At 36.5% G+C, this 18948-nt stretch carries 20 protein-coding genes; 5 read left to right on the top strand and 15 right to left on the bottom strand.

What is annotated here, in order from left to right; genetic code table 11:
- The 4 genes from AC22ZQ_RS04385 to AC22ZQ_RS04370 all read right to left on the bottom strand — a co-directional run.
- A partial coding sequence (locus AC22ZQ_RS04385; protein WP_318957481.1) for a LapA family protein occupies window positions 1–180 on the bottom strand: 180 nt, incomplete at its 3' end.
- A gap of 178 nt (window positions 181–358) precedes the next feature.
- A complete protein-coding gene (locus AC22ZQ_RS04380) occupies window positions 359–1129 on the bottom strand; it encodes a hypothetical protein (protein WP_318957480.1) in 771 nt (256 codons plus the stop codon).
- Window position 1130: 1 nt separating this feature from the next.
- Entirely contained in the window at window positions 1131–1835 is a 705-nt protein-coding gene (locus AC22ZQ_RS04375; protein ID WP_318957478.1) for a hypothetical protein, read from the bottom strand.
- 1 nt (window position 1836) lies between these two features.
- A complete protein-coding gene (locus AC22ZQ_RS04370) occupies window positions 1837–2481 on the bottom strand; it encodes a protein-L-isoaspartate(D-aspartate) O-methyltransferase (protein WP_318957476.1) in 645 nt (214 codons plus the stop codon).
- A gap of 158 nt (window positions 2482–2639) precedes the next feature.
- Here AC22ZQ_RS04370 and AC22ZQ_RS04365 point away from each other — a divergent pair, with 158 nt between their 5' ends.
- Both AC22ZQ_RS04365 and AC22ZQ_RS04360 read left to right on the top strand, forming a co-directional pair.
- Entirely contained in the window at window positions 2640–3869 is a 1230-nt protein-coding gene (locus AC22ZQ_RS04365; protein ID WP_318957474.1) for a 4-hydroxy-3-methylbut-2-enyl diphosphate reductase, read from the top strand.
- Between the two features lies 1 nt (window position 3870).
- Window positions 3871–4512, top strand: a complete 642-nt coding sequence (locus tag AC22ZQ_RS04360; RefSeq protein ID WP_318957473.1) for a SanA/YdcF family protein — start codon at window positions 3871–3873, stop codon at window positions 4510–4512.
- Here the strand turns inward: AC22ZQ_RS04360 and AC22ZQ_RS04355 are convergent.
- From AC22ZQ_RS04355 to mdh, 4 genes are all read right to left on the bottom strand, one after another.
- Complete coding sequence (locus tag AC22ZQ_RS04355) at window positions 4509–5162, bottom strand: alpha/beta fold hydrolase (protein WP_318957471.1); 654 nt, start codon at window positions 5160–5162, stop codon at window positions 4509–4511. The two genes, AC22ZQ_RS04360 and AC22ZQ_RS04355, sit on opposite strands and share 4 nt — an antisense overlap.
- A gap of 30 nt (window positions 5163–5192) precedes the next feature.
- Window positions 5193–7400: a heavy metal translocating P-type ATPase gene (locus AC22ZQ_RS04350; protein ID WP_318957470.1), complete on the bottom strand. Its 2208-nt coding sequence runs from the start codon at window positions 7398–7400 to the stop codon at window positions 5193–5195.
- 92 nt (window positions 7401–7492) lie between these two features.
- A complete protein-coding gene (locus AC22ZQ_RS04345; protein WP_318957469.1) occupies window positions 7493–8032 on the bottom strand; it encodes a helix-turn-helix domain-containing protein in 540 nt (179 codons plus the stop codon).
- A 174-nt stretch (window positions 8033–8206) separates the two neighbouring features.
- Window positions 8207–9145: a malate dehydrogenase gene (mdh, locus tag AC22ZQ_RS04340; RefSeq protein ID WP_318957468.1), complete on the bottom strand. Its 939-nt coding sequence runs from the start codon at window positions 9143–9145 to the stop codon at window positions 8207–8209.
- Between the two features lie 313 nt (window positions 9146–9458).
- Between mdh and AC22ZQ_RS04335 the strand changes: the two genes are divergently transcribed.
- Together AC22ZQ_RS04335 and AC22ZQ_RS04330 are read left to right on the top strand one after the other, a co-directional pair.
- A complete protein-coding gene (locus AC22ZQ_RS04335) occupies window positions 9459–10025 on the top strand; it encodes an RNA polymerase sigma factor (RefSeq protein WP_318957467.1) in 567 nt (188 codons plus the stop codon).
- The gene (locus AC22ZQ_RS04330) at window positions 10022–11317 is read left to right on the top strand and encodes a hypothetical protein (protein ID WP_318957465.1); all 1296 of its coding nucleotides are present in this window, start codon (window positions 10022–10024) and stop codon (window positions 11315–11317) included. Before AC22ZQ_RS04335 ends, AC22ZQ_RS04330 begins: the two co-directional genes overlap by 4 nt.
- A gap of 146 nt (window positions 11318–11463) precedes the next feature.
- Here AC22ZQ_RS04330 and AC22ZQ_RS04325 read toward each other — a convergent pair whose 3' ends face one another.
- From AC22ZQ_RS04325 to AC22ZQ_RS04305, 5 genes are all read right to left on the bottom strand, one after another.
- Entirely contained in the window at window positions 11464–12360 is an 897-nt protein-coding gene (locus AC22ZQ_RS04325) for a patatin-like phospholipase family protein (protein WP_318957463.1), read from the bottom strand.
- Between the two features lie 88 nt (window positions 12361–12448).
- Window positions 12449–13780 carry an MATE family efflux transporter gene (locus tag AC22ZQ_RS04320; RefSeq protein ID WP_318957461.1) on the bottom strand — a complete coding sequence of 444 codons (1332 nt, stop codon included), beginning with the start codon at window positions 13778–13780 and terminating at the stop codon, window positions 12449–12451.
- Window positions 13746–14402: a hypothetical protein gene (locus tag AC22ZQ_RS04315; RefSeq protein WP_318957460.1), complete on the bottom strand. Its 657-nt coding sequence runs from the start codon at window positions 14400–14402 to the stop codon at window positions 13746–13748. Before AC22ZQ_RS04315 ends, AC22ZQ_RS04320 begins: the two co-directional genes overlap by 35 nt.
- Entirely contained in the window at window positions 14371–15387 is a 1017-nt protein-coding gene (locus AC22ZQ_RS04310) for a threonine aldolase family protein (RefSeq protein WP_318957459.1), read from the bottom strand. The genes AC22ZQ_RS04315 and AC22ZQ_RS04310 overlap by 32 nt, the downstream gene beginning before the upstream one ends.
- Window position 15388: 1 nt before the next feature.
- Entirely contained in the window at window positions 15389–16030 is a 642-nt protein-coding gene (locus tag AC22ZQ_RS04305) for an O-methyltransferase (RefSeq protein ID WP_318957458.1), read from the bottom strand.
- Window positions 16031–16152: 122 nt separating this feature from the next.
- Between AC22ZQ_RS04305 and AC22ZQ_RS04300 the strand changes: the two genes are divergently transcribed.
- Window positions 16153–16620: an RNA methyltransferase gene (locus tag AC22ZQ_RS04300; protein ID WP_318957457.1), complete on the top strand. Its 468-nt coding sequence runs from the start codon at window positions 16153–16155 to the stop codon at window positions 16618–16620.
- A gap of 16 nt (window positions 16621–16636) precedes the next feature.
- On the opposite strand, the gene AC22ZQ_RS04295 is transcribed toward AC22ZQ_RS04300, so the two are convergent.
- Both AC22ZQ_RS04295 and AC22ZQ_RS04290 read right to left on the bottom strand, forming a co-directional pair.
- Window positions 16637–17278, bottom strand: a complete 642-nt coding sequence (locus tag AC22ZQ_RS04295; protein WP_318957455.1) for a tetratricopeptide repeat protein — start codon at window positions 17276–17278, stop codon at window positions 16637–16639.
- Window positions 17279–17499: 221 nt separating this feature from the next.
- A partial coding sequence (locus AC22ZQ_RS04290) for an EF-Tu/IF-2/RF-3 family GTPase (RefSeq protein WP_318957453.1) occupies window positions 17500–18948 on the bottom strand: 1449 nt, incomplete at its 5' end.

Genomic DNA, 18948 nt, shown 5'->3' with positions numbered 1-18948 from the left:
TTTCTTACTAAACGAAGCTATATCCGTAACTCGCGCGAACAAATACCCAAAAACACCCACCAACAAGAGAATTAAGGAAAGTGGAGCTTTAAAATGATACGTGAAAAGGGTTAGGGTAACATCTTCTAAGTTTTGGAAGATGAAAACCAAAAAAACTACCGAGATTACCAGTAGCAGCACAAGTTTTATTTTTCCAAAGAGATTTAAATTATTCCAGTAAGATTTCATACTGAAAATATAGGGAAACTAAATAGATAATAGAAATTTGTTTTTGAGAGAATTGATATCTGAATGAAATAAGTTAAAATTTGAAGGTATACCAACCCGTCAATCGATTAGAACCTTACTCTCCTTTTCCTTAGAATTTCATTGCTTCAAAATCATTGATGGGTACAAACTCTATTTTAAGTGACAGCTCGGACATCACCTGATTCAAGGTTTCTCTACCTGCTTTTTTCCTAGGCTTAGGATATACACACATCAGGTTGTATGCTGAAAATTCATCAGACAAAGCCACTAATTCCTTCAATCTATCACTTACATTTTTACTTGAAGTATCAAAATCTAAACCTTTAATTAGCAACTTCTTATCTTTTGAAAACAAATCCAACTTGATGTCTAAATCTGAATTTCTTTTCACCTTTTTCACCATAACGTTACGCTTGAATTCTAAATAACGATTGGCATTGGTGAGCGCTCTCCATTTATGATAAAAACTCTTGCGAACTTGCTTCTTCTTTTGGGGTTTATCTCCCAACATTTTCATCATTAAATCCAAATGTGCATGCTCATCCATCCATGCATTCACAGTTGTTGGAGTTGAATATTTGATTGCTTTTTTACTACGCTGAGATAGCTTTTGCAATTGATCAGAGCTGTAAGTTGGATCGAAGAGCAACAAATCATTCCCTGTATTTCGGTACTTATCTACTTGCTGCTGAAACCCTTTTAGGTGTCGGCGTAAACTTAAAAAAGTATTTCTATGTACTACATCACTCAATAATCGCATACGTTTATCTGAGATATACAACCTCGGACCTTCTGCTCCTGCTGTAAATAAAGCTACACAAAGTAGTTCATCATTTAGCACACTGGGTTTAACGTATATGAGTGAGTAGAAAGATTCCATGCTATAAATGTAAAATGTAGTCTTTAAATAAGGCTGTAGTGTATTTTAAAAATTCGGGTTCAAAGCACTTTTTCAACTCGTCCCAATAGGCATTCCGCTTACTCGGGAACAAGGACAATTGGTGCTTTAAATTGATTTGAAAACGCTCGTCGTTCAATGCTAAAAACTCCTCTAAAACAACCTCTAATTCTGCTTTTTGATAAGCAAAAAATTGTTTTACTGAAGGGATATTTAATCCTGATTGAGAGAAATTTAAAGGCGAAAACTTAAAACTCTCGTAATTATTTGCCGGAACGGGATGTACTTTGAAAGCATTCTTTTTACCAGGGACTATTAAAACTGTATTCCTCCCACCAAACAAGGGAAAAAAGGTATCGAATAAAAAACTCACAAAGAGTGCACTTGGCTTTAAAAATTGATTAAACTTGCGTTTACTTTCCCAAAGATACACTTGCCATTCGTCAAATTCTATAGTTGCCTCTTCCTCTTCAATACACAGGTAATTTTGACCTTTAAAAGAGAAACGCGCCGTATCAAAAGTCTTCATTTTAAAATGAGCGAAACAATACTCTCTCAAATAATGAATGATTTTAAGATCTTCAGAAATTGGCGACCACAAGGTATAGTTTTTACCCTCCTCAGTTAACAGAACGGTGGGTGCATTCTTAATACTATTACTTACGGTATATGGCTTAAGTTCTTCCAATCTATTTTGCTGTTCTGGCTAACATTGGCACAAAGCTAAAATCACCAAATTCTTGTTTGGTAAAATCAGTTGCGCTCTTTTTTACAATTTTAGTCATTATTTGCTTAGCTCCCTCTCCTATTGGAATAACCAAAATACCGCCAACTTTTAATTGTTCCAACAAGGCATCTGGTATAAACGGAGCTCCACAGGTAACCAAGATTTTATCAAAAGGAGCAAAAGTAGCTTTACCAGCGTAACCATCTCCGTAATATAATTTTGGTGTATACCCCAATTGATGTATGATACTTTTAGACTTCAAGGCTAATTCACGCTGACGTTCTATGGAAAACACCTTCACGCCCATTTCACATAAAATTGAAGTCTGAAAGCCACTTCCTGTACCTATTTCCAAAACCTTTTCTTTAGGTTTTAATTCTAGTAATTCCGTTTGAAAGGCAACTGTATAAGGATGAGAAATTGTTTGACCTGCACCAATTTGAAAAGCCATATTCGAATACGCTTGTTTTTCAAATGCTAAGTCCAAAAAGAAATGACGCGGAACCGCGTCAAATGCCTCAAGCACTCTGTTATCTCTAATCCCCTTCTCTCTTAGCTCCTCTATGAGCTGCTTGCGCATGCCTTTATGCTTAAACGTATCAACCATCGGAACAAAAATAGATTTAAAAGAAGAAGTAGCACAAGAAAAAATTCAAAGAATATTAACAACAAAACTTTAAATAAATATGAAAAGAAAGCAGTGTGCTGAACTTTAAGATTTTATTTTTGTTGTTCTAAGTATTCGAGAGCAGAACAAAGGCAATTATGAAGAAATTTGACATCCCCGCACATTATAGATCTGAACTAATTTCTAAAGTGAAAGAAATCAGAAAGCAAAAGGATCCACGTAAAAAGGATTTTAGTCCTACCATATTGGATTTTGGAGCAGTTCGGTTTTTAATTGCACGCCATTTTGGGTTTTGCTACGGTGTTGAGAACGCCATAGAGATATCCTACAAGGCCATTGAGGAAAACCAAGGTAAACGTATTTACTTGTTGAGTCAAATGATTCACAACCCTATTGTAAATGCAGATTTAGAGGGATTGGGTATACAATTTTTACAAGATACCTTAGGGAATCAATTGATTCCTTTCGATGTATTGACCAAAGATGATGTGGTTATCATTCCTGCTTTCGGTACTACCTTAGAACTCGAAGAAAAACTGAGTAAAATTGGGGTTGATGTTCAGAAATACAACACAACCTGTCCATTCGTAGAAAAAGTTTGGAAACGTTCGGCAAAACTGGGTGCTGAAGATCACTCTATTATCATCCACGGTAAGAACAAACACGAAGAAACGAGAGCTACTTTCTCTCACAGTTCTAAGAATGCACCATCTGTAGTTGTAAAGGATTTAAAGGAAACAAAAGTCTTGGCAGATTTTATACTTGGAAAAAGAGATTTAAGTGAATTCGCAGCAACCTTTGAAGGTAAGTTTTCTCCCAATTTCGATCCTAACATTCATTTTGAAAAACTAGGTGTAATTAACCAAACCACTATGTTAGCAACGGAAACGCAAGAAATTGCTGACTACGTAAAACAAGTAATGGTTGAGAAATATGGCGAGGCAAACATCAAAGATCATTTTGCAGACACGCGAGACACTTTGTGTTATGCTACCAACGATAACCAAAGCGCTACGCTTTCATTAATGGAGCAAGATGCTGATATGGCTGTAGTTGTTGGAGGTTACAACTCTTCGAACACCTCTCACTTGGTTGAATTGTTAGAACAAAAATTCCCTACATTCTACATCTCTTCAGCAGAAGAAATTAAAAGTGAAACAGAAATCCATCATTTCAACATGCACAACAAGCAGATGGAAACCACACATGACTTCTTCCCTAAAAAGGACAAACCCACAATTATTTTAACCAGTGGTGCTTCTTGTCCGGATGCCATGGTAGATAAAGTTTTGTATACACTTTTAAGTAAATACAACAATACAAAAGAGGTCGCAGACGTTTTAGAAGAAATTGAAAACGCCTACTAGCATGCGCACAGTACTTCTTGACCTAACAGCTTTATTCATTTGTATTTTCATTTCAGCCAACATTTTGGTAGAAATTAACGCGCAAAACAAAAACTTCTATTTCAGCAAAAGTTTAAGCGGTACAGAGTACACTACTGCTGTTTTACTAGGATGTGGAAAACGTGGAAAAACTGGTTTAAACCCCTACTACCTGTACAGGGTAAATGCTGCAGCAGAGTTATACCAAAAAGGAAAAATTAAACGCATATTAATTTCGGGAGACAATGGAAGGACCGAATACAGTGAACCTGAAGATATGCGTGATGATCTAATTGCACGTGGAGTCCCTGCCTGTGCTATTACTCTAGACTATGCGGGATTTAGAACCTTTGACAGTATGTACAGAGCTAAGGAAATATTCAAGTTAGATAAGTTTTTAATTATATCTCAAAACTTTCACAACGAACGCGCCTTATTTTTAGCCAACGCCATGGGAATAGATGCCATAGCCTACAACTGTAAAGATTTAAAGGCCAATAAATCTAAATTTAGCTTCATCAATGTGCGTGAATACTTGGCCAGAACCAAAGCTTTTATTGACTGCTACCTCATTTTCAAACGACCAAAGTTTTTAGGGAAAGAAGAAAAGATGAGTCATTGCTAAGGTTTAATCTGCTGTTCAATATATTGAGAAATAGCTTCACCCTTTTCCAGGATTACTAAATGACCTCCGTTCGGAAATACTACATCAGTATCTTTACGCATGGGAATAAGCCGATCTGCAGCACCATGAATAACGTGGGTTTTACAGGGATCCCCCTTCGATAAGTTCCCACCTTGCCATTCAACTATGGCCGTAATTGCTCTTCGAATAAAAGTAGGATCTGCATCTGCCATCATTTCTTTTAAAATCACCTTAGTTGTTTTAGATTTCACACCAAAATACCAATTAAGAAAAGCATTTGTGTGGGTCAAAAGATAATCCGGTAGTAGATATTGAATTCGAATTTTACCCAACAAACGTATGCGACTAATATCCTCGGGCTTTGTAGCAGTTGAAAGTAAAAACAAATGCTTTGGAGGGTGAATTTTTGCAATTTCTTGCGCTATCATCCCTCCTAAAGACAAGCCCATGAGGTGATAATTATCTTCTACTTCCATTTGTTGATATAAGCGATACGCATAATCCTTTAAACCTTCATTTGGTTTAAAATCTAACCAAGGAATATGGACCATTTCAACATCTTTAAAATGGAGTTGAGAAAACGCCCTCTCATCTACTCCTAAACCACTAATACAATAGACTTTGCTCATGCTTTAGTTCACATTATCCTTCTAAATTAACTAAATCTTTTGTCCCTTTATACGCAAACTATTTAAAACAACGGATATCGAACTAAAAGCCATTGCAGCTCCAGCAAGCATAGGATCTAACAAAAACCCATTGATAGGATATAAAATTCCTGCGGCCACAGGAATACCTATCAAATTGTAGATAAAGGCCCAAAAAAGGTTCTGCCGAATCCCTTTCACCGTCAAATGAGAAATTGCAAAAGCTTTGGTCAACAATTTCAAATCTGAACCTATCAAGGTTATTTGGGCAACGTCTATGGCCACATCAGAACCTTTCCCCATGGCAATACTCACATCGGCTTGTGCAAGGGCTTCGGTATCGTTAATCCCATCTCCTATCATGGCCACAGTCCTACCTTTCGATTGCAGTTGTTGCGCCAATTCAGCTTTATCTTGTGGAAGAACACCTCCCTTATAACTGTCTAACCCTAGCTCTTTTGCGACTTTTGCGGTAGTTTGTTGACTATCACCACTCATCATGTGTATTTCTATCCCTGAAGATTTTAAGTCTTCCAATACCTCCTTAGTTCCTGGTTTAATTTCATCCCTAATTCCTATCAAGGCTAAAACTCCGTTTTTATTAGCAAAAGCAACCAATGTTTTAGCTTTCTCCTGCCACAGCTCAGCTTCTGCCAATTGTTCATCTTGAATTGGAATAGAAAGTTCTTTCATTAGCGCGATACTTCCTACGAAATAGGTCAAATCACCTTCATCTATAGCCTTTACACCTTTCCCCTTAAGCGTGTCAAATGCTTTTAAATCTGCTGTATTTTTAACTTCATGTTGTTTCAGGAAATTTACAATTGCATGGGCCAGAGGATGTTCAGACTTTTCCTCTATAGCTAACAAAACAGCTTTTAAATGATCTGTTTCCACATCATTCGTCCAAAGTAAGTCCGTTACCACAGGTTTCCCCTCAGTTACAGTTCCTGTTTTATCTATAATAATGGCATCTACTTTATGAGCTAACTCAATACTTTCAGCATTCTTTATCAAGATATTGTTTTCGGCTCCTTTTCCCATTCCAACCATGATCGCTGTTGGAGTTGCTAGCCCCAAGGCACAAGGACAGGCAATTACCATTACAGCTATTGCATTCATGGTAGCATGAAATATTTTATCTTCTCCTCCCCAAATCATCCAAGCTCCAAAAGTCAATAAAGCAATTCCAAATACAGTAGGAACAAAAACACTCGCAATTTTATCGGCTAATTTTTGCACGGGAGCTTTACTTCCTTGTGCCTGCTTCACTCGTTCTATGACCTGGGCCAAGAAGGTGTCTTTCCCAACTTTACTCGCTTTAATTTTAAAACTACCATTTTGATTTATCGAGCCTGTAAAAACTTCATCACCTGATTGCTTATATTCTGCAATAGGCTCCCCTGTTATCATACTTTCATCCACGTACGAATCACCACTTACAATTTTACCGTCTACCGGGATTTTATCGCCAGGTTTTACAAGCACCACATCATGCACTGCTACTTTTTCAATACTGATAGTTTGTTTTTCTCCCCAACGTTCCACTTGCACTTCTTTTGGCTGAAGTCCCATTAACTTTTTTAGCGAAGCACTCGTTTTGGATTTAGCCCTTTCTTCTAATAAATCACCAATAGAAATAAACGTGATGATTACCGTTGCAGCTTCAAAATAAACATGAGCTTCCAAGCCTCTCTCTATCCAAAACTGTGGGTATAAAGTATTGAAAACACTGATTACAAATGCAATTCCCGTACTCATTGCCACCAATGAATCCATGTTGACCTGTCCGTGCTTTGCTTGTTTAAAAGCATTCACAAAGAAGTGCTTTCCGAAGACAAACAGCACAGGTATACTCAGAGCAAAGGATATATACTCCCCAGGTTTCCAATGCATAAAAAACATGGAAAGCACAAAAACCGGAAGTGTAAATACTCCTGCCCAAATGGTATTTTTTAATTTCCTCTGGTACGCCTCGCCTTTCCGCTCCTCTTCGTCTTCATCTTCTATTAAAAGAGTATAACCTGCATCACTAACAGCATCGCGTAAAACTTCTTTATTTACATCCTCATTAAGCTCTATGGTTACCGTATTATCGGCAAAATTTACAGCTGCATGAATAACGCCCTCTTGTTTATTTAAGGCTTTTTCGACATGATTGGCACAACTTGCACAACTCATTCCCTCTACCGGAAAAGTATTTTTTATTGTTTTAGACATTTTCTTTGATTTTAAGCTTAAAACAAAGTTCGGTCATTCAACTAGAAAATCTATTATATAATTTTGTGGAGATTTTATAAGATTTTGCCCTTTTAGATTTTATCAAGGCTTAAACGCTTGCTTCCCTCACTATTTTTGAATGCACTCGGTGTTTGTCCAGTAATTTTCTTGAACTGACTAGATAGATAAGCTGCTGAACTGTAATTAAGTTGATAAGCAATTTCTGTCAAACTCATTTCATCGTAACTCAAGAGTTCCTTTACCTTTTCGATTTTTTGTTTGAGGATAAATTGCTCCAAGGTTTCTCCTTCATTACTGGAAAACAACCTGCTTAGATACGTATATTCGTGATGGGTTTGCTCGCTTAAAAAATTCGAAAAATTGATGGTAAGCGGTTCTTTGTTATGATGTATCTGATGAATCACCAATGATTTTATGTGCGTAATAAGATCATGTTGCCCTCCTGAACTCCTTTCAAAACCAAGTTTTTTCAACCCCTCATCTAATTCTTGTAGAATTTCATTGGATAGTGATTCCTTTAATTCAAGCTTCCCCAATTCGACGGATTGGTAGGCAATATTTAAATCTTTACACAAAGTCTCCACTGCAGCAATGCAACGGGGACAAACCATATTTTTAATTATAACTTCAGAAGAATTCATACTTAATTAAAGGTAAGCTTTTCTGCGATTTATAGGGTATTATTTTTAGGATATGCTTCTGAAAGCGTAAACCAAAATACAAGTCACAAAAAAAGGGAAGCGCTTAGCACTTCCCTTTCAACATCATTGTCGATTAACTATTGCTTATGATACAACGTTCATATCATCCAATACTTTCATCACTCCTTTAACAGCAGTTGCAGATTCTTCTAACAATGCTCTTTCGTCAGCGTTCAAGTCTAATTCAATAATTTTCTCGATACCGTTTTTACCTAATACTACTGGTACACCTAAGTAGATGTTATCCATTCCGTACTCACCTTGTAACCATGCACAAACTGGGAAAATACGTTTTTGGTCTCTTACGATAGCTTCAACCATTTGAGCTGCAGCAGCTCCTGGTGCGTACCATGCAGAAGTACCTAATAATTTAACGATTTCACCACCACCAAACTTAGTTCTTTCGATGATTTCGTTTAATTTATCTTCTTCGATTAATTCAGTTACAGGAATACCTCCAACTGTAGTGTATCGTGGTAATGGAACCATAGTATCACCGTGACCACCCATCAATACCGCTTGGATATCTTTAGGAGAAACGTTCAACTCCATTGCCAAGAAAGAACGGTAACGTGCAGTATCTAAAACACCAGCCATACCGAATACTCTTGAAGGATCTACTTTTGCAGTTAAGTATGCACAGTAAGTCATTACGTCTAACGGGTTAGAAACGATAATGATTTTAGCTTCTGGAGAGTACTTGATTACGTTTTCAGTTACCGACTTAACGATACCTGCGTTTGTAGCGATTAAGTCATCTCTAGACATACCCGGTTTTCTTGGTAAACCTGAAGTAATTACAACAACGTCAGAATCTGCAGTTTTAGAGTAATCATTAGTAGAACCAGTAGTTCTTGAATCGTATAAGTTGATTGGAGATGTTTCCCAGATATCCAAAGCTTTACCTTCAGCAAAACCTTCTTTAATATCTAACAATACGATTTCATTCGCGATTTCTTTGTGCGCTAATACATCAGCACATGTTGCACCAACGTTACCAGCACCTACTACTGTTACTTTCATTATAATTAGTTTATTGTATTAAAAAATTCAAAGCGAAATTAATCATTTTTTGAGGAAATCTTTCGCATTAAAGTATTTATCTTCGAGAAATTCCTCATTCTGTGTTTTTCTTCACACTTTTAGCTCTAAAAGCCCTTCCCATATCTATAAAATTGCCGTATCTTCTGGGTAGGACGTAAAAAAAGGATGGTGGATTACCTTCCTAAAGAAAGATCATGGTTATCAACATTTTGATGTTAAACTAAAATTTATATTTAACCCAAAAAAAATGGCAACCTAACAAAAGGTAGGTCGTTAAGCAAGTGTATAAACGGTGGAAAAAGAACAATTAAAAAAAATAATTGATGGTTGTGTAGCGGGAAATCGCTACGACCAAGAACAACTATTCAAGATGTTTTATGGTAAGATGTTGGCCGTGTGTATGCGCTATACGAAAGATAAAGACAGTGCACAAGAAGTACTGCAAGAGGCATTTATAAAGATTTTTGACAAACTCAAGGATTTTGATTTCAAAGGATCTTTTGAGGGATGGGTCAGAAGAATTATGGTAAATGCTTCAATAGACGCCACACGTCGACTTAAAAGACAGCCCTTTAGAACGGATGAAACGTATCTCTTTGTGAGTGATGAAACAGAAGAGTTTGAAATAGATGAGCAAGATCTCACCAGTATTAAAGCAGAATTAGCCTTAGAAGCAATTCAAGAATTATCTCCGGCTTACAGAACTGTTTTTAACTTATATGCTGTTGAGAACTATACACATAAAGAGATTGCCGAATTATTGGATATTAGTGAAGGTACTTCCAAGTCCAATTACTCTAAAGCAAAACAGAACTTGAAAAAGATATTAGAACACAAATTTGTCAAACTACACGAATGAAAGACAATTTAGAAAACATACTTAAGGATAAGCTCGATAATTTCGAGATGCCTTACGAAGCTTCAGCTTGGTCTCAGATGGAGGCAAAGCTAGACGCCAAAGCAAGTCCAACTACTTCTCGTTGGTACTGGTTAGGTGGTGCGGCTGTAATTGCGATACTAAGTACGATGTTGGTGATGACCTGGGAGAATTCTCCGTCTACGGAAAAACAAAGTAGACACACATCACCCGTAGTTGATCAGCTTGAAGAAGTAAAAACTACAGAAGACATCACTTCTGAAGAGAAGAATGAAACTATTGTTTCTACTGAGGATGAAAAAGCGAATGAGGTACGTATAGAATATGCGCCAGAAAAGAACATTGTTCAAAACACCTCTCAAAATGCTCAAGAGAATCAAAAGAATCAACCCCAGACTTCCTCGGTATCGGAATCAATAAATTCTCAAGATAAAAAAGAAGAGGTTAAAGAAGATGTGGCTGATACTAAAACTGAGGTAAATGAATTTGAAACCATATACACACAAGGAGTTGTTCCACAAACTACGCTATGTTATAACGGAGAATTAATAATTCGCAACAACAGTCTAAATCACAAAGTTAAAGCCAGAGTAAATGGAAGAACCTTTGAGCTCTTGCACAATGAACAGGCAAAAGTATCTAAGATTACTGCCGCAACACAAGTGGAATATTTAAATGCTCAAAATGAAGTTATCGGAACGGAGATGATAACACTTCATGCAAAACCAAATATTTTCTTCAGAGCAGAAGCGAATTTGTTTAATGAAGAAAATGGTTTACCGGTGATTCAAATTTCAAACACTAATGAGGTTTATGAAGGGCAATGGTTCTTAGATGGAACTCCGGTTAAATTGAACAACAACGATGAAATATACTGTTATACCCAAGGAACACATACGTTAAATTATGAGGTAACCGATTTAAATGGTTGTACTTACTCTGAACAAAAAACGATTACGGTTGATAAAGACTTTAACTTAATGGCAAACAACGCTTTGAACCCTGAAAGTATTATTCCAGAAAACAGAAGCTTTTTACCAGAAAGTTTAAAACGAATGAATGTTCCTTTCACATTTAGAGTGATAGACCCTAGTAACGGTGGTGTAATGTATGAAACCAATGATGTTACACAACCTTGGGATGGTATTGATATTAGAACAGGACAACTTGCGAAGTACAATCAAACATTTATTTGGCAAGTGAGTCTAGAACAAAGTATAGAAAATGCACCAAAGACTTATAGAGGAGATGTAGTTCTTGTACAAAAACGCTAAGTTTATTCTACTCCCCTTTATGTTAGGCTACCCTTAGGTAGCCTTTTTTTATGACCAAAAAAAAGATAGTCAATTAAACTATCTCTTTCTTGTAAAAATATATGTACTTCTCCTCTATCTCTCTCTCATAAACAAACAAAATTCTCTTATTGGTAAGCATCTGCTCGAATGGTCATTAATTTAAATAACCGGTCAAACACATGATTATTTTCTTCTATGTATGTATTTGCGTCACTGATTAAGTTCACCATGTTTTCATGCCCTGTATCATCCATGGAATGATTGGCTTCTATAATATTTGGTTGTAATCTAAAGTAAATCAGATTTCTATCCTTGCGCGCATAGGTTTCCATTTCTTGATGAACACGATTCATTTCCAATTCTATCATGTCATGTTCCTCTTTGGGCAATTCACCTGTTCCCAGACTTATTACTACGATAGGATCATTAGGATAGTACATCCTCGCATATTCATAGGCCAATTTACTTGGGTTTTTAGCCGTTAACATTCCATCTGCCAATTGCTTATCTCCTAATTTTACAGGAGGGAAATATCCTGGCACTGCGGAACACGCCATCATTACTTTGGATAAGGATAGACTTCTATACATATCCATTCTATCCGTGAAGATAAATGGAGCATCGGCATTCATGTCATAACTTACAAACAAAAAGTGTTTAGAAATACCGCTTACATTAACTTCTCCAAAGTTGTTTTCAAGAATTAATTTCAAGGGATATTCTGGCATAGCACTATTCAATGCTATATCCTTGCTGAAAATTTGGTGACCACGTTTTAAATAAAGGTCTAATATTCTATCGGGGGTAAATATGCTTCGTTCTTTTTCATCACGTAACATTAAAGCACCTGAAATAATTGCACCTGTAGAGGTACCTGAGAACACATCTATCCAATTGATCATATCAACATCAGGATCTATGTCATAACAGGTCTTCTCTATGTGTTTCAATAAAGTTAGGGGTATAATTCCCCTTATACCACCGCCATCGATAGCCAATACTGTTCTATATTTACAACGCATGTATGTAAGTTAGGAATTTTCAAGAAGTAAAACAAAAAAAATATTCACCCAAAAAGATGAAATTTAATCCCCATAAAAGAAGCAATTGTTAAACTTCCCTTGGAAATGATTTGAGGTATTTTTGAAAATGAAAATAGGGTAAGAATCCTCTGAAAAGCATCCATGCTACAATTGCCCACCAAACACTCTCTAAAGTGGGTGAATAATAGTTTAATAGTAAAAGCGCAGGTAAGAAACCCACAAAAGAAGAAATGATTAATAGATTTCTTAGGTATTTTGCCTCTCCTAAACCTTTGAACACTCCATCCATTACAAAAGCCAGAGCATTTACCGGTAAGCACAAAGCAAAAAGCGGTAAAATACTCGGGTAATAATCTTTTACTGCATCATCCTCAATGAACAACCCAATAATTTGTTCATCAAAGAATAGCAAGGCACCCGCCAATAGAAAGGATACTCCAATTCCTAATTTTAAGTTTTTATTACGGGTTTCCTTTAAGGCTTCACTATCCTTCGCTCCTAAATACTTCCCACTTAATGCATTGGCAGCCGTCGCAAAAGCGTCTAAAAAGAAGGCTGAAAACAACCATAGGTTTAACAGTAATGCATGTGTACCTGCTTGTGCTTTACCATAAGCATTCGCATATCTATAGGTAAGCATTAGTGTTATGTTCAATACTAAAGTTCTTACAATAAGGTTAAGGGCTATCATTACTAACTCCTTAAAGTAAGGGTTGATATTCCAAGAGAAAAATAATTGTAAACGCGACCTAAATAAGTAAATCAAACTCATTACTAGCATCACTCCCTGAGCAATTATCGAAGCTATGGCAGCTCCTTCGATTCCCATTTCTAGTCCAAATACAAATAGAAAATCCAGGCCAACATTAAGTATCCCTCCCACTATAGAGGTTGTCATGGCCCAATAGGTGTTTTGGAGTCCTCTAAACACACCAAACAATGAAAAAGTAATCAGGGTTATTGGGAAACCAAAGGCTCTTATACTGTAATAAGAAGTAGCAACTTGTCCAACTATAGGTTCTGTATTATAGACTTGCAGAAAAATCCAATCTGAAACAAAATATGTACTCATTAAAGCAAAAAGGCCCAACAAAAAGTTGAGCACCATCATTTGAGGAATTAACGTAGCAACCGTTTTAAGTCTTTCAGCTCCAAATTGTCGAGACACAATTGCTGAAATTGCACTTTTCGTTTGAGCAAATATCCAGAGTAAAGCAGAAACCAAACTTCCCGCTACTCCAACTGCAGCAATAGCCTCAAGGGCTCCATAATTTTCTTGATCCGGCATATTACCAATAATCGCCAAATCAGTTAAACTAAGAAAGGGTTCAACAATACCTCCAAATAAGGCAGGAATTGCTAGTTTATATATCGCTTTGTATTTTGGATTCTTTGACATCTTCGGGCAAAACTAACCAATTCGTTTTTTTACCTGCCTTTTGCTCTAATATATATTTTGCCTTTCCGGAAGTTTCCTTTTTAATTACATCAACAAAAAGAGCTAAATCATCTATTTCCGGACTACTGGCATAAACTAATTCATTGTGCGTTACTAACACATAAGTATTCAATGTTGAGAATGTTGTGTCTTGTCCTACTCTCAAACTTGTGCAGGTTTCACCAAAACAATCCAACCAATTAAAGAAGGCATTTTCGGTTAAAACACTATCAGAAAATGTCCATTTCACCAAGGTAAACTTTGATGAATCCAAGTTAGCAATCCTTGCCCATCTCTCCGAATAATTCAACCGATCAGGAAAATAAGCATATTCGCTACTCAAATTCTTCAATTGTAATTCTGGGAAAGTTTGCATCAACAAACTATCTTCGCTCACCGCATTATCCAAGTAGTAAACCTCTTGTTTTGGAAGGGTATCCCTTTCCAGACCTTCTTGATATTCTCTGTCAGAAGTAGGCATAATATCCTTGTAATCTACCGCTTCTACTTCTGCTTTCTTAGAGCATCCAGCAATCGTAAATAATGCTAAACTACAAACCAGCAATACATTGTATCGTTTCATCAATATCCTTTGTAGAATTATCTAAATGTGTAACAATTCTAATTTTATCATCTCCAAAAGGCATAATCAGTATCCCTTTCGCTTTGAACTCCTCTACCAACGCTGCCACATCACTTTTCTTGTGTAATTCTGCAACAACTATATTGGTATGTACATCCAAAACGCGCTTAACACGAGAAAGGTTAGTTAAAGCTTCACCTATTTTTCTTGCCGCGGCATTATCTTCTTTTAATCTTTCAATGTGATGTTGCAATGCGTACAAACCTCCAGCAGCTATAATCCCTGCTTGACGCATTCCCCCACCAAAGACTTTACGCACCCTTCTAGCTTTGGTTATAAAATCTTTTGGGCCCAATAACAAGGAACCTACTGGTGCTCCCAATCCTTTAGATAAACATATTGAAATGGTATCAAACTGCTCACCGTAGACTTTGTAATCAATTCCCGTTTCAACCAGAGAGTTAAACAGTCGGGCACCATCTAAATGTAGGGGCAAACCTTTTTCATTACAAAGTTCTTTTATTCTCTTGATTTCTTCAAAATCATAAATTGCTCCCCCACCTCTATTCATCGTATCTTCAAGGGCCACCAACGTGGTTAAAGGTAAATGAACATCTTCTGGGTTGTTAATGTTTTGAGCAATTTCTTCCGCTGTTATTCGGCCCCTATTTCCTTGTAATAAACGAACAGATGTACCAGAGTTTTTGGCAATTCCTCCACCTTCATATTTATAGATATGGGCATCAGCTGCACAAATTACTTCATCACCAGGTCTGCAATGTACATTAATTGCTATCTGATTGGTTTGCGTACCAGAAGAACAATAAAGAGCAGCCTCCTTGCCGAACATTTCTGCTGCAAACCTTTCTAATTCGTTTATGGTGGGATCATCTCCAAATACATCATCTCCAACTTCTGCGTTGAACATGAACTCTTTCATTGCCGCTGTTGGCTTAGTTACTGTATCCGATCTAAAGTCAATCATACTATAATTTTCTTGCGATATTTAAACCATCACGTATAGGAAATAATACATTTTGAACACGATCGTCTTCTTGCACCATACGGTTATAATCCATAATCACGCGAGTGTCCAAATCTAACTTTTCGTATTCTTCCAAAACTTTACCGCTCCATAACACATTATCTGCGATGATATATCCTCCTTTTTTCACCTTATCAAATACCAAATTGTAGTAGTTGACATAATTACCTTTATCAGCATCAATGAAAACAAGATCATATTCCTCCTCTAGTGAAGGAATAATTTCCATGGCATCACCAATGATTGCTTTAATTTTATTTTTCATACCTGCTTTTTCAACAAACTCTTGAACCATATCCTCAAGTTCATAGTTTATATCTAAAGTGGTGATACAACCTCCTTCTGCCAACCCTTCGGCAAAGCACAAGGCAGAATAACCCGTATAGGTACCAATTTCTAAAACATTTTTAGGTTGAATCATATGCGACAACATACTTAATACTCTTCCTTGAAAATGCCCACTTAACATTCTAGGTTGTAACACTTTTATGTGTGTTTGTCGGTTAAGTTGGTAAAGTACATCTGGCTCTTTTTCTGAGTGAGCAACTATGTAATCGTCTAAATTTTGATCTAAAAACTGCATTTTTTCTTGTATTCTGGTGAACTGTGTCGAAGATAATTAAATTTGCGTTTGTTACTCTATGGGGCTGTGGAAATTCATTTACCTGTCACCATAAGGCAAAAATTAACTCTAAATAAAATACAGTGAAGGTTAAAGATGAAATGACAGGCTATTGTGGGATTGGTATTATGCGCCATAAAAGAGATCACAATATCGGAACACTTTGGAGATCAGCTTACATACTTGGAGCATCTTATATTTTTACCATTGGAAAAAGTTATAAAAAACAAACCTCTGATGTATTGAAGTCATGGACCAAAATACCTTTGTTTCATTATGAAACTTTCGAGGATTTTAAAAAGCACTTGCCCTACGATTGTAGATTAATTGGTATAGAACTAGACGAAAGAGCAACTCCTCTTAAAGATTTTGAACATCCCAAAAGGTGCGTATATCTCTTAGGCGCAGAAGACAATGGACTGCCGCCAAAGGTTTTAGACGAGTGTCATGCACTTATTCAATTACCAGGAACGAACTCTTTAAATGTTGCGGTTACGGGAAGTATAGTTTTAAATGATAGGGTTGAAAAAGTACCCATGAAATTACCCTAAGTAAGAAGGCCTCATTTTACGATGAGGCTTTTTTTTCGAGAATATTTTTTGTTTGAAAGAACTTATATTCCAAAAAGACAATCACAACCATACATAAGAAAGAGAGGATGGATGTACAATAAAAAAGTACGGGGTAAGCTTTATCAATGAGTAAAACAGTTGCAGCTAAAAACACCCCAGCCATAACCACCAAAACAAATCTGTACTTCCTTTTTTTGTGATGATTCAACATCAACAACCACTTTAAATACTCTCCTTTTTCTGGGTAAAGTTCATACAAGCGTTTGAACCTTGAAAAGGATGTATCTATATCGTTCAATTTATAGGCAATCTTTGCCAAATTGAAGAGCATTAATTGATAAAGGTTTGTACTGGTTCTCTCGTTCTCAGTGAGAAAATTGAATTGATCTAGTGCCTTCCTCGTGGCATGTTCCGCCTCTTTGTAATCTTCTATTTGATATAATTTATCTGCGTAGTTAGAGAGTAATATTAAACGCTTTCGTGTTATGGAGCTATCATGTTCTTCTCCCTCTACCTTTCTATCTAAAAAAACAAAATTTTCGCGGAAACACTCAATATAATCGAGGTTACTCCCCTTTTTACTCAAGGCAAGCAAATACGTATAGATGTGGTTAAACTTTGTTAGGTCTTGGTACATTAAATAGTGACTTAGACTTTAAAAATATACATTATCACACGAGCGAAAAAATTAACACTACTTAACTTACCGACTTCTTTCTGAAAGGTGGGTTTTAACTTTTAAACGTCATAAACACAATTTCCAACTAACATTTTAGTTATTTGATACTGATGTATATACCAAAAAAATCCCCAACGAAATTAATCGATGGGGATTTTAATATGGTTTAAAAAAAAGGCTTATTTACCAGCTCTTTTTCTTTCTCCTTCCGTTAAAAGAATTTTACGCATACGTAAAGATTCTGGTGTACATTCTACGTACTCATCTGCTTGGATGTATTCTAAACACTCTTCTAAAGAGAACTTTTGCGCTGGAGCAATTTTCACTTTATCATCAGCTCCTGAAGAACGCATGTTAGACATTTTCTTAGTCTTTGTTACGTTCACTACAAGATCATTATGTCTAGAGTGCTCACCAATAACCTGACCTTCATAAATAGGTTCGTTAGGATCGATAAAGAATTTACCTCTATCCTGTAAGTTACTTAATGAGTATGGAATTGATGTACCTTTTTCCATAGAGATTAAAGATCCATTCAAACGTCCAGGAATTTCTCCTTTGTACGGTTGGAATTCAATAAATCTGTGTGTCATAATTGCTTCACCAGCAGTTTGCGTTAACAAGTAGTTACGTAAACCGATGATACCACGTGATGGAATGTTAAAGTTAATGATCATACGGTCACCTTTCGCTTCCATATTTGTCATTTCTCCTTTACGCTTAGATACAGCTTCTACTGCAGTTCCTGAGAATTGCTCTGGAAGGTCAATTGTTAATTCCTCAACTGGCTCACATTTAACACCATCAATTTCTTTGATGATTACCTGTGGCTGACCAACTTGTAATTCGTATCCTTCACGACGCATAGTTTCGATCAATACAGATAAGTGCATTACACCTCTACCGAATACCATCCATTTGTCTGCTTTCTCTCCTTTTTGAACTCTCAACGCTAAGTTTTTCTCTAACTCTTTGTCTAAACGCTCTTGGATGTGACGAGAAGTAACAAATTTACCCTCTTGTCCGAAGAATGGTGAATCGTTAATAGAGAACAACATACTCATTGTAGGCTCATCTATAGCGATAGTTGCCAAAGGCTCTGGAGTCTCAGCATCACAGATAGAATCTCCGATTTCGAAACCTTCAATTCCTGTAACTGCACAAATATCTCCTGGCTGTACTTCGTCAACTTTGATACGGTCTGTACCGTGGAAAACGAATACGTCTTTAATTCTGTGCTTTTCTTGAGATCCGTCTGCTTTAGACAAGATAATTGGTTGATTCGCTTTTAGAACTCCTCTTGTTAATCTTCCGATAGCAATACGCCCAACGAAAGAAGAGTAATCTAATGATGTAATCAACATCTGTGTATTTCCTTCTTCAATTTTACAAGGAGGGAAATAGTTTAAGATTTCATCTAATAATGGAGTAACAGAATCTGTTTGGTTAGCCCAATCAGTTGACATCCATCCATTCTTAGCTGAACCGTAAATTGTAGGGAACTCTAATTGATCTTCGTTTGCGTCTAATTCAAACATCAAATCAAAAACTTTCTCATGAACTTCATCAGGAGTACAGTTCTCTTTATCTACTTTATTTACCACCACACAAGGTTTCAAACCAAGGTC

The organism is Lishizhenia sp. (assembly GCF_057456495.1).
The sequence above is the reverse complement of the archived record's forward strand: the minus strand, read 5'-3'. Positions and strand labels throughout refer to the sequence as shown.